At 70.7% G+C, this 11,526-nt stretch carries 8 protein-coding genes; 1 reads left to right on the top strand and 7 read right to left on the bottom strand.

What is annotated here, in order from left to right; all coding sequences use genetic code 11:
• Positions 1 to 145: 145 nt before the first annotated feature.
• The 7 genes from adh to xylB form a co-directional block, all read right to left on the bottom strand.
• Positions 146 to 1,669 (bottom strand): aldehyde dehydrogenase, encoded by a 1,524-nt coding sequence (gene adh, locus OG410_RS07090; RefSeq protein ID WP_326789238.1) that lies wholly within the window; start codon positions 1,667 to 1,669, stop codon positions 146 to 148.
• A 382-nt stretch (positions 1,670 to 2,051) separates the two neighbouring features.
• Positions 2,052 to 3,389: a GAF domain-containing protein gene (locus tag OG410_RS07085; protein WP_329298338.1), complete on the bottom strand. Its 1,338-nt coding sequence runs from the start codon at positions 3,387 to 3,389 to the stop codon at positions 2,052 to 2,054.
• A 98-nt stretch (positions 3,390 to 3,487) separates the two neighbouring features.
• Positions 3,488 to 4,087, bottom strand: a complete 600-nt coding sequence (locus OG410_RS07080) for an N-acetylmuramoyl-L-alanine amidase (protein WP_329298337.1) — start codon at positions 4,085 to 4,087, stop codon at positions 3,488 to 3,490.
• 118 nt (positions 4,088 to 4,205) lie between these two features.
• Positions 4,206 to 5,219 carry an acetamidase/formamidase family protein gene (locus tag OG410_RS07075; RefSeq protein ID WP_329298336.1) on the bottom strand — a complete coding sequence of 338 codons (1,014 nt, stop codon included), beginning with the start codon at positions 5,217 to 5,219 and terminating at the stop codon, positions 4,206 to 4,208.
• Positions 5,216 to 6,700 carry an APC family permease gene (locus OG410_RS07070; protein ID WP_329298335.1) on the bottom strand — a complete coding sequence of 495 codons (1,485 nt, stop codon included), beginning with the start codon at positions 6,698 to 6,700 and terminating at the stop codon, positions 5,216 to 5,218. The genes OG410_RS07075 and OG410_RS07070 overlap by 4 nt, the downstream gene beginning before the upstream one ends.
• A 327-nt stretch (positions 6,701 to 7,027) precedes the next feature.
• Complete coding sequence (locus OG410_RS07065; protein WP_329298334.1) at positions 7,028 to 8,236, bottom strand: ROK family transcriptional regulator; 1,209 nt, start codon at positions 8,234 to 8,236, stop codon at positions 7,028 to 7,030.
• 166 nt (positions 8,237 to 8,402) lie between these two features.
• Complete coding sequence (gene xylB / locus OG410_RS07060; protein ID WP_329298333.1) at positions 8,403 to 9,848, bottom strand: xylulokinase; 1,446 nt, start codon at positions 9,846 to 9,848, stop codon at positions 8,403 to 8,405.
• 217 nt (positions 9,849 to 10,065) lie between these two features.
• On the opposite strand from xylB, the gene xylA reads away from it, so the two are divergent.
• Positions 10,066 to 11,232 carry a xylose isomerase gene (gene xylA / locus OG410_RS07055; RefSeq protein WP_329298332.1) on the top strand — a complete coding sequence of 389 codons (1,167 nt, stop codon included), beginning with the start codon at positions 10,066 to 10,068 and terminating at the stop codon, positions 11,230 to 11,232.
• The last annotated feature ends 294 nt before the right edge of the window (positions 11,233 to 11,526 follow it).

Genomic DNA, 11,526 nt, shown 5'->3' with positions numbered 1-11,526 from the left:
CCGGAAATGCCCCGGAACAGCTGGTCAGGGGGGATAGAAGTGGGAGATATCGGGAGGAACCTTGTATCTCACTCCGCGGCCCGGACGTGGGCCAGGAAGGGCACCTGACAGGTGAAGTACCTGTTCAGGCGCCCTTCTTCTGTCTCTAGAAGAACCCCAGCTTCTTCGGTGAGTAGCTCACCAGCAGGTTCTTCGTCTGCTGGTAGTGCTCAAGCATCATCTTGTGGTTCTCGCGGCCGATGCCGGACTGCTTGTAGCCACCGAATGCGGCATGTGCCGGGTACGCGTGGTAGCAGTTCGTCCAGACGCGGCCGGCCTGGATGGAACGGCCCGCCCGGTAGGCGGTGTTGATGTCCCGCGTCCACACGCCGGCGCCGAGCCCGTACAGCGTGTCGTTCGCGATCTTGATGGCGTCGTCGAAGTCGTCGAACGACGTCACCGAGACGACCGGGCCGAAGATCTCCTCCTGGAAGATCCGCATCCGGTTGTCGCCCTCGAAGATGGTCGGCTGGACGTAGTAGCCGCCCTTCAACTCGCCGTCGTGCTCGATGCGTTCACCGCCGGTGAGCACCTTGGCGCCCTCCTGGCGGCCGATGTCCAGGTAGGAGAGGATCTTCTCCAGCTGGTCGTTGGACGCCTGGGCGCCGATCATCGTGTCCGTGTCGAGCGGGTTACCTGGCTTGATGAGCTCGGTGCGGGCGACCGCCGCCTCCATGAACTCGCGGTAGTGGCCTCGCTGGACGAGGGCGCGCGAGGGGCACGTACACACCTCGCCCTGGTTGAGCGCGAACATCGTGAAGCCTTCGAGCGCCTTGTCGCGGAAGTCGTCGTCCTGCGCCCACACGTCGTCGAAGAAGATGTTCGGTGACTTGCCGCCCAGCTCCAGCGTGACCGGCTTGATGTTCTCCGAGGCGTACTGCATGATCAGCCGCCCCGTGGTGGTCTCACCCGTGAACGCGACCTTCGCCACCCGCGGGCTGGACGCCAGGGGCTTGCCCGCCTCCACGCCGAAGCCGTTGACGATGTTCACCACACCCGGCGGGATCAGGTCCGCGATCAGGCTCATCCAGTAGTGGATGGACGCCGGTGTCTGCTCGGCCGGCTTGATGACGACCGCGTTGCCGGCCGCCAGTGCCGGAGCGAGCTTCCAGACCGCCATCAGAATGGGGAAGTTCCACGGGATGATCTGCGCGACCACGCCCAGCGGTTCGTGGAAGTGATACGCGACGGTGTCGTCGTCGACCTCGCCGAGCGAACCCTCCTGAGCGCGGATCGCCCCGGCGAAGTAGCGGAAGTGGTCGATGGCGAGCGGGATGTCCGCCGCCAGCGTCTCGCGGACCGGCTTGCCGTTCTCCCAGCTCTCCGCGACCGCCAGCTTCTCCAGGTTCGCCTCCATCCGGTCGGCGATCTTGAGCAGGATGTCGGCGCGCGCGGTCACGGAGGTGCGCCCCCACGCGGGCGCCGCCGCGTGGGCCGCGTCCAGTGCGCGTTCCACGTCCTCGGCCGTGCCTCGCGCGACCTCGGTGAACGGCTGCCCGTTCAACGGGCTCGGGTTCTCGAAGTACTGACCGCGAGCCGGCGCCACGTACTCCCCGCCGATGAAGTGGTCGTACCGCGCCTGGTAGGAGACGATCGCGCCCTCGGTGCCGGGTGCCGCGTAACGGGTCATGCTGGTTGCCTCCCGGAGAAGCGCTGCCCGCCGTTGGGCAGCTCTCGCCACGAGGCTAGAAACCCGGACGTTGCAAGGACGTTGCGCGGACCAGGACCAGGACCAGGACCAGGAGCGGGACCAGGCCAGGACCTGCGACCGAACCCGAACCCGAACTCGAACCCGGCCCCGGCCCCTGGACTTGGAACCGGGCCCGGAATTGAGCCGCCCCCGACTCGGACCTGGGACTTGGAAGCAGGCCCGGACCTGGAACAGAGCCCGAACTTAGGCCCGGCCCCCGCGCCCGGCCCCCGCGCCCGGGGCCTGGCGTCGGCCCTGGGCCCGGTGTCGGACTTGAGCCCAGGCATGCCGTTCCGCCCCGCAAGTGGCCCGTCCCGCTCCGTCAGCGCGGTTGCGGTCGCGTCCGGCCGTCGCGCGCGAAGTGTGCCCATCCGACCGGTGCGGCCTGCTCGGACTCCAGCTCCGCCACCCGCGCGTGTACCGCCGCCGCCGGGCGCAGCGCGGACAGTGCCCGCCAGACGTCGAGATCGTCCTCGCCCCAGGGCGCACGGGCCCAGTCGGCCAGAAGGTCGGGGTCCCGCCGGGCGATGATCGCCGTGCGCAGCCCGTCGGTGAGCCGTCGCCGCAACCGGGTCACCGCCGGTGCCGTCGAGCCCGGCAGCAGTGGTCCGGCGTACACCGCCGCGGCCGCCGTCACCGAGCCGCTGCCGAGCCGCCGTTCCACCACCGCCACATCGGACTCGACCGGCCGGGTGAGCCGGTAGGGACGTGAGCCCAGCAGCCCGGGACCGAGGATTCTGCGCAGCCGCGCCAGCTCGGCCCGCAGAGTCACCGGCGTCACCGACTCGTCCTCATAGAGCGCGCACTGCAACTCGTCGCCCGTCATGCCTTCCGGGTGCCGGGCCAGCAGCACCAGGATCTCGCTGTGCCTGCGGCTGAGCCTGATCTTCCGCCCGTCCGAGACCAGTTGAGCCTCGTCGCGTCCCAGCGCGGTCAGTTCGAGGGAGTCGGCCAGGGCCTGCGGCGGTGCGAGCAGCGCCAGATGAGCCTCGGCGGCTCGTGCCACCGCCTGTACGAAGCCGAGGCTGTGCGGATGCGCGAGCCCGTCCCCGCCGGTGATGTCCACCGCGCCGAGCACCCGTCCGGTGCGTGGATCGTGCACAGGGGCTGCCGCACAGGTCCAGGGTTGCACGCGCCGGATGAAATGCTCGGCCGCGAACACCTGCACCGGCCGGTCGACGGCGACCGCAGTGCCCGGCGCGTTCGTTCCGACCGCCGACTCCGACCACCGCGCGCCCGGCACGAAGTTCATCCGTCCGGCCTGCCGTCGTGTCCCAGGATGGCCCTCGACCCACAGGAGCCTGCCCTGCGCGTCGCATACCGCCAGCAGATGCTCCCCGTCCGCCGCGAACGTCCCCATGAGCTCCCGGAACAGCGGCATCACCCGCGCGAGCGGATGCTCCGCCCGGTAGGAACCGAGTTCCCCGTCCGTGAGTTCCACCCTCGCGGTGCCCTCCGGAACGACGCCCGCCCGTGCCGAACGCCGCCACGACTCGGCGACCACGGCCCGCACCGGCCGCGGTACCGTGCCGGCCTCGGTGAACGACTCGTACGCGCGGCGCATCAGCCGAACCCGCTCGGCGGGATCGGCGCCCGGTTCCAGGGCCACCCAAGGATCGGTCAACTCGGCCTCCCGGAAGGCGATGCGACTGGGTCCCATCGTCACTCCCGGTGCGGGCCTGGACAACCCGTGTGACGCCCCCTTCCGCCCGGTGCCTCGCGGCTCGTCCGTCCGGATCACCGCGAGGCCGCCCCTGGTCAGGCGAAGTTGACGAGCCTGATGTAGCGCGTCCAGTCCCAGTTCGGTCCGGGATCGGTGTGATTGGTGCCCGGTACCTCGTAGTGACCGAGGATGTGGGCGCGGTCCTTGGGGATCCCGTACTGGTCGCAGATCGTGGCGGTGAGCCTGGCCGACTCCTCGTAGAGCGCGTTGGTGAAGTAGGCGGGCCGGTCCACCCAGCCCTCGTGCTCGATACCGATGCTTCTGGTGTTGTAGTCCCAGTTGCCCGCGTGCCAGGCGACGTCGCGCTCCCTCACGCACTGGGTGACATGGCCGTCGGCCGAGCGCACGAGATAGTGCGCGGACACCTTCTTCTGCGGATTCTGGAAGATGGACAGGGTCGTGGCATACGTGGCCTGGGTGACGTGGATGACCACATAGTCGAGTTCGTAGCTGTAGGGGCGGTCCGACTCCGTGTAGTTGGAACTGGTTGCCGGATTCCAGTCGGCGCCCGGATAGTCGACGGCCGCCGGCTGCGCGGCCGCCTTGGCATCGGGTAGCAACGCGTAGGGGAGGGCCGCGAGGGCCGCGCCCTTGAGCAGCCGCCGTCGGCTCGGGAACGACCGTGCTCGTTCCATGGAGAGTTGGCCTTTCGTCGGTGGGGGGTCGGGGCCGTGAGTCCGCGGCCCGGAGTCGGGCATGTCGGCGCGGATACCGGACGAGGCGGAGTGCCGGTTCAGGTTCCGGACCGCGCGATCAGTGCCGGAGTGCCGCGGCTGTCTCCCGCAGCCGGGCGTGCAGTCCGCGATGGGTCTCACGCGCGGGCAGCCATTCCTTGCGGAGCTTGGCGACGCACGTGTAGTTGGTGTCGCAGACGTTCGCAAGGGGAGACTCGACCGTCTGCGTCGCGAACTGGTACGCGTCCAATTCGCTGAACCCGTAGTCGCGCACCAGCCACTGCACGAGGTCGAGCTGGGATATCCGGAAGGCGTCCTCCAGCGGGCGTGCCGAGCCGGTCGAGATGATGTGGGTGTCGGACTCGATACGTGGCCAGAGGGTGGAGACTCCCTTGAGAAGCTCGACGATCACCACCGTGTTCATCGCGCATTCGACCGCGACTCCACAGGTCTCGCCCTCACCCTGGCGCGCGTGCCCGTCGCCCAGACTGAGCAGGGCGCCTTCGACGTTCACCCCGAGGTAGCAGGTCACTCCGGCCCGCATCTCCGGCGTGTCCATGTTTCCGCCGTGCGCGTCGGGCACCAGGGCGGAGCGTACCTCCAGGTTCGCGGGCGCCACACCCACGGTGCCGTGCATCGGATCCATCGGCAGTTCGACCCGGATGTCGCTGTCCCGCGCGCTGAACAGCGCGGTCCGCCGCTCCCGGTCGAGCTGCCAGATCCACACGGTCTCCGGCAGCGGTGGCTGGAGGGACGCGGTGGTGTGCGTGGAGGTCAGGGCGCCGAAGAGCGGGACCGTCGTCGACGCCGCCCAGTCACGGGCCGGCTCGATCGAGACGAAGTGGACCGCGACCGTGTCACCGGGCTCCGCTCCCTCGACATGGAAAGGACCCGTCTGCGGATTCAGGAACGGGAACTCGCACACCTCGGAGACCAAGTCCTTCTCGGAGCGCACCCGCCCCGCGAAGCAGTCCTCGGTGTAGAGATCGAGGACCGTGCCCGGTGCGATGCGCGCCACGGGAGGGGCCCCGCCGAACGTCCAGGCGAACTCGTCCGGCGCGGGGCGCACGGTCAGGATCCGGGGGTCGCTCATGACTGCACAACTCCGCTCTGCGAAGGGGCGGGGGTCGAGGTCTCGTCGAGGTGGACACGGGCGGTCTCGGCTATGCGCCCGGGGTGGCGGCGCAGCAGGAAGATCAATATCACGACACCGGCCGACATCCAGACACCCACGACCGGTCCGGCGTAGGACACGGGCGAGGTCAGCTCGGTCACGAAGTCGAAGACCGGCAGACCCGCGGCCGTCAGCAGGGCGGGAACGAAGGCGATGATGCCGAGCAGCGGGAACACCAGGTGCCGCACCGGCTTGAGCAACTCGCGTCTGCGGCGCAGGAAGTAGCCCGCACAGGCGAGATTGACCACGATGTACACGCCGATCACCACGGTGACGATCACGGTCGCGAGGAGCAGAAACGCGGTCACGGGGTCGTACGCGAGGCCGAGACCCAGCATCGCCGCCACGGTCACGGCGGACTGTACGGCCACCCCGGCCGCGGGGGAGCGGTGTCTGGGGTGCACGCGCGCGAAGAGCGCGGGAAAGACCCGGATCCGGGCCAAGGCGAAGGCCGTTCGCGTGGAGACGGTGGCACACGCGTTGGCGTTGGCGATCGTCGAGTTGACCACCGCGAGGAACACGAGCACCCAGAACAGCCCGAACGAGGCGCGAGCGACTCCTTCCCACGAGGCGGCACCGGAGGCCCCGAATCCCGCGAACCGGTCGGGGCCGAAGTACACCGACATGGCGTACGTCGTCAGGACGTAGACGAGACCGATGGCGAGCGCCGCGCCGAGGACGGCCCGGTGCATCGTGCGGCGCGGGTCCTTGGTCTCCTCCGCGAGCGGGGCAGCCGCCTCGAACCCGGCGAAGGCCAGCACGGTGTACACCGATCCCGCGAACACGCCGCTGATCCCGTCGTAGCCCGTGGCGGTGTGGGACGTGCCGAACACCGACAGCGTGTTGTCACCCCCGGCCTTGACGATCAGCCACACCGCGAAGACGAGGAAGACCAGCACCTCGAAGACGCCGAGGACGGTGCCGAAGCGGGCCGAGGCGCGCACTCCCCAATAGCCCGTCAACGCGATGACCGCCGCGCCCGCGAGTGACCAGGGCCACCACAGGTCGCCGGGGTACGAGGACCATTCCTGGTGCAGGGTGCCCGCGGTGGTGAACCCGAGCTGGAGAAGGAGCAGAGGCGGCACCAGGGCCTCGACGAACACATAGCCCCAGCCCACGAGGAATCCCGCGGACGGGTGCAGTCCCTGAGCGGTATAGGTGGCCACCGACCCCGCGGCGGGCATCTCCCGCGCCAGTTCGGCCACGCACGACGCGGTGAACAGACACGCCACCAGGGCGATCAGCACGGACAGAGGAAGACTGCCGCCCGCGAACGCCGCTCCCGACGGGATGGACGCGGCGACGGCCGCAGCCGGCGCCATCGCCGTGATGCTCTGGAACAGGACCTCGCGCAGGCCGATCGCCTCACGCCGCAGACCCGGAACTGCCCCCTCCGACATGTGAACCCCCCGATCCGACCGGAACACAGCCCCCGGCAGGACGGCTGCGCCTCGCGTGAATTACGGTACGGCGCTTGCCGGTTGGGCAGGAAGAGGCGGGCGCGAGTCCGTGGACGGCCCGCGGATTGTGGACAACACGATCACCCGCAAGGGGGAACGCCCCCGGCCGGTGTTTCGTGTCCATCCGGCCGTTCCGGGCAACGCCTCTCCGGACCCGTACACGGTCGGCCGACGTGCCGCTTGCGACTGGTAGGGGTTCGCCGACGGCCGGCCGGGGTCCCGAATGCGACCGGCCGGGGTCCCGACCGCGACCGGTCGGCGTTCCGCCTACGACCGGCCCGCCACCGCCGCCGGGTCGTCGAGGACCGCGCGCACCACCGAATGCGCCGCACCGAGCAGCGGCCCCTCGGATCCCAGACGGGATACTGACACGGGACAGGCGGGACCCGCCGTACGCCGCGCCAACTCGTCCTCCAGCGAAGGAAGCAGCCAGGGCGCGAGCCCGGCGAGGGCCCCGCCCAGCACGACCGTCTCCGGGTCCAGCAGGTTGACCGCCCCGGTCAGAGCGATGCCGAGCGCGGTGCCGGCGTCGCGCAGGGCACGGCGCACGTCCGGATCGCCGTCGGCGGCACGCCGGGACAGCAGCCCGACCCGGTCCTCGCCGGGTTCGAGACCGGCGGCACGCAGAACGGCCTCCTCGCCCGCGTACTGTTCGAGGCAACCGCGGCCGCCGCACGGGCACTCCGGTCCCTCCGGACGGACCGGAACGTGCCCCAACTCGCCCGCGAAACCACGGGTCCCGCGCAGGAGCTGTCCGTCCACGAGTACCGCGGCACCGATGCCGATCTCCGCCGACACGTGGAGGAAGTCGCGCGGGGTCGTGTCGCCGAGCCAGAGCTCCGCGAGGCCGCCGAAGTTCGCTTCGTTGTCCACGGTCAAGGGCCACTCGGCGGGCAGCAGCTCACCGAGGTCCGTGTCGCGCCAGTCGAGGTTCGGGGCTTGGACCACCGTCCGGGCGTCACGGGCGACGAGCCCGGGGACGGCGACGGCGAGGCCGGCGGGCCACAGCCCTTCCCGGTCGGCCTCGGCGACGACCTGCCGTACCAGCGCCGTCAGTTCCTGGATCACCGGCCCGGCCGCCCGGCCGCGGTTCGTGCCGTGCCGTACGGCACGGGCCCGCACGGCGCCCCGGAGATCGACCGCGCACACCGCGAGATGGTCGACGCCCACCTCGGCGCCGATCCCGGCGGGACCGTGCCCGCTGACGGCGAGCGCCGAGCCCGGACGTCCCACTCTGCCCGGCCGCTCGGGCCCCAGTTCTTCGAGGAGCCCTGTGCGGATCAGTTCGTCCACCAGGGTGGATATGGCCGCCCGGGTCAGACCGATGTGGGAGGCGACGGCGGCGCGCGACAGCGGTCCCTCGTCATTGACGGTGTGCATGACGCGCGAGAGGTTGCGGCGGCGCATGCCCTGCTGGGTGTCGGGCAGTCGTCGGCCGGAACCGGTCGGATGGGCCTCGTGCAGCGGTGCGGTCATGCTTCCGTCGATCCTCGTCCGGCCGTCCCGTCGGCCTGTCTCGGTGCGGGTTCCCACCGGGCGGTCCCGCGTCAGCGAGGCCACCGGGCCGCCCCGGTACCGCTCACGCGCGAGGGGACGCCACTCGCGAGAGCCGGTCAGGCCGGGGCGGCACGCCTGGTCCTGGTCAGTACCTGTTCGGCTCCCGTTCGAGCAGCGGGGCCGCGTCGGAGAGTACCCCGGTGATCCGCGCCAGCGTCTCCTCGTCCCGTTCCATGGCATCGAGCACCGGCCCGCGGGCGGTGTCCCAGCGCCGGGCCACCGCCGCCGGGTCCTCGCCCGTCAGCAGACCGGCCGCCTGCGCGGCGGCGCCGAGTGCGACCAGTTCTCCGGCCTCGGGCACCTGCACGGGCCGACCCGAGAGCCGACGCACGGTCTGCTGCCAGGCCTTGCCCCGTGCCCCGCCGCCGATCAGGAGCAACGGCGCCGAACGGTCGGCGTCCGCGTCCAGTACCAGGTCGAGGGCGCCCAGCAGGGAGTGCACGGCGCCGTCGTACGCGGCTTGGAGCAGTTGCCCACCCGTCGTGTCGTGCCTGAGTCCGTGCAGCAGCCCCGAGGAGTGCGGCAGGTTCGGTGTGCGCTCGCCGTCCAGGAACGGGAGAAACGTCACCGAGGAGCCGGGCTCGACGGCCTCGCGGTCGAGGCCGAGCAGCGCGGCGAACCGGTCGACGGCCAGCGTGCAGTTCAGCGTGCAGGCCAGCGGGAGCCAGTCACCGCGCGCGTCCGCGAACCCGGCCACCGTGCCGGTCGGGTCGGCCGGGCGGTGTGTCGAGACGGCGTACACGGTCCCCGAAGTGCCGAGGCTGACCACCGGGGTGCCGGGGCGCAGCCCGAGGCCGAGTGCGGCGGCCGCGTTGTCCCCGGTTCCGGCCGCGACCAGGGTGCCCTTGGAGAACGGCAGTTCTCCCCTGGCATGCACTGTCCCCGCCACCTCGCCCGGCTGGACGACGCGGGGGAGCAGGGCGGGGTCGAGCCCGATGTGGGCGAGGACCTCCTCGTCGTAGGCCTCGCTCCCGGAGGCCCACCACCCGGTGCCCGACGCGTCGCCACGGTCGGTGGTGGCCTGTCCGGTGAGCCGTTCGGTGAGGTAGTCGTGGGGCAGCCGCACCGCTGCCGTCGCCCGGACGGAGTCGGGCTCGTGCTCGGCCAGCCAGGCCCACTTCGTGGCCGTGAAGGACGCGGCCGGCACGCTGCCGGTCCGCTCGGCCCAGGATTTCGGGCCGCCGAGCTCTTCGACCAGCCGACGGGCCTGGGGCGCCGAGCGGACGTCGTTCCACAGCAGGGCGGGGCGTACGGGCTCGCCCCGGGCGTCGAGCGTCACGAGCCCGTGCTGCTGCCCGCCGATCGACACGGCCGCCGCTTCACGGGCAGCGTCGCCGCACTGGCGCAGCGCTTCGCAGAGCGCGTCCCACCACTGGCGGGGGTCGCTCTCGCGGCCCGCCCCGGTGGAGACGGTGTGCGGCGCCTGGCCGCTCGCCACCACCTGTCCGGTCGACGCGTCGACGACCAGGACCTTGGTGGACTGGGTGGACGAGTCCACCCCGATGACGAGCGGACCCTCGGCTGCTGACATCGGACTCTCCCTCTTCCGCGGCTCCGCGGGATCTGTGCTGGTCATGGGATCTGTGCTGGTCACGGGGGTGTCCGGACCCGCCGCGGCCCGGATCCCGCGGTTCGTCCCCGGACCGATGTGACCAGGTTTCCTACTTCGTCTCTTCCCAGAGATGCGTCCGCATACTAATTTGTAAACTGCCATGACGAAATAGTCGGAGCTAGCAAGGAGCCGCGGCATGAACTACCAGCCCACCCCCGATGACAGGTTCACCTTCGGCCTGTGGACCGTCGGCTGGCAGGGACGGGACCCGTTCGGCGACGCCACCCGGCGCGCCCTGGACCCGGTCAAGTCCGTACAGCGACTGGCCGAGCTCGGCGCCTACGGAGTGACCTTCCACGACGACGACCTGATCCCCTTCGGATCCTCGGACGCCGAGCGCGAGTCGCACATCAAGCGGTTCAGGCAGACCCTGGACGCCACCGGCCTCAAGGTGCCGATGGCCACCACCAACCTGTTCACGCACCCCGTCTTCAAGGACGGCGCGTTCACCTCGAACGACCGTGACGTGCGCCGCTACGCGCTGCGCAAGACCGTCCGCAACATCGATCTGGCGGTCGAGCTCGGCGCCGAGACGTACGTCGCCTGGGGCGGCCGGGAGGGAGCCGAGTCCGGCGCGGCCAAGGATGTACGGGTCGCCCTCGACCGCATGAAGGAGGCCTTCGACCTCCTCGGTGAGTACGTGACCTCGCAGGGTTACGACCTGAAGTTCGCGATCGAGCCCAAGCCGAACGAGCCCCGCGGCGACATCCTGCTCCCCACCGTCGGCCACGCCCTCGCCTTCATCGAGCGCCTGGAGCGTCCGGAGCTGTACGGCGTCAACCCCGAGGTCGGCCACGAGCAGATGGCCGGACTGAACTTCCCGCACGGCATCGCGCAGGCGCTGTGGGCGGGCAAGCTGTTCCACATCGACCTCAACGGTCAGTCGGGCATCAAGTACGACCAGGACCTGCGGTTCGGCGCGGGCGATCTGCGGTCCGCCTTCTGGCTGGTCGACCTCTTGGAGACCGCCGGTTACGCGGGCCCGAAGCACTTCGACTTCAAGCCGCCGCGGACCGAGGACTTCGACGGCGTGTGGGCGTCGGCTGCGGGCTGCATGCGCAACTACCTGATCCTGCGCGAGCGTGCGGCGGCGTTCCGTGCCGACCCCGAGGTCCAGGCGGCACTGCGCGCCTCGCGTCTGCACGAGCTGGCGCGGCCGACCGCCGAGGACGGCCTCGCGGGGCTGCTCGCCGACCGTGCCGCGTTCGAGGACTTCGACGTCGAGGCCGCGGCCGCGCGCGGCATGGCCTTCGAGCAGCTGGACCAGCTGGCGATGGACCACCTCCTGGGCGCGCGCGGCTGACCGGACCGCTCCTGTTTGGCCGGACCCGGCCTCCGGCGGGTCCGGCCCGCACGCCTCAGTGTCCGGTCCTCGTGTGGAGATTCCCGGAATCATGCGATCCAGGGCATGAGTCCGTATCAACTTCCGCACAGGGGTCGCGCGATGACCGGATTCGAGGCGACTCTTGGTGGTATGGCCATGCCGCCCGAACCGCTTCAGCCTCCACGATCGCAGCGAGACACAGACCCTTTTGGGAGTGATGTCCAAGGCCCGCGTTCAGGGAGCTACGGGCCTCCGTCATCAGGGGGTCACGGT

Source organism: Streptomyces sp. NBC_00659, from assembly GCF_036226925.1.
Lineage (GTDB): Bacteria > Actinomycetota > Actinomycetes > Streptomycetales > Streptomycetaceae > Streptomyces.
Note: the sequence above shows the minus strand (reverse complement) of the source record. Positions and strands in the feature narration are given on the sequence as shown.

Coding starts and splice junctions, on each gene's coding strand:
- OG410_RS07070 (WP_329298335.1), bottom strand. CDS start 6,700: ATGTCGGAGGGGGCAGTTCCGGGTCTGCGGCGTGAGGCGATCGGCCTG.
- xylB (WP_329298333.1), bottom strand. CDS start 9,848: ATGTCAGCAGCCGAGGGTCCGCTCGTCATCGGGGTGGACTCGTCCACC.
- OG410_RS07075 (WP_329298336.1), bottom strand. CDS start 5,219: ATGAGCGACCCCCGGATCCTGACCGTGCGCCCCGCGCCGGACGAGTTC.
- OG410_RS07065 (WP_329298334.1), bottom strand. CDS start 8,236: ATGACCGCACCGCTGCACGAGGCCCATCCGACCGGTTCCGGCCGACGA.
- adh (WP_326789238.1), bottom strand. CDS start 1,669: ATGACCCGTTACGCGGCACCCGGCACCGAGGGCGCGATCGTCTCCTAC.
- OG410_RS07085 (WP_329298338.1), bottom strand. CDS start 3,389: ATGGGACCCAGTCGCATCGCCTTCCGGGAGGCCGAGTTGACCGATCCT.
- xylA (WP_329298332.1), top strand. CDS start 10,066: ATGAACTACCAGCCCACCCCCGATGACAGGTTCACCTTCGGCCTGTGG.
- OG410_RS07080 (WP_329298337.1), bottom strand. CDS start 4,087: ATGGAACGAGCACGGTCGTTCCCGAGCCGACGGCGGCTGCTCAAGGGC.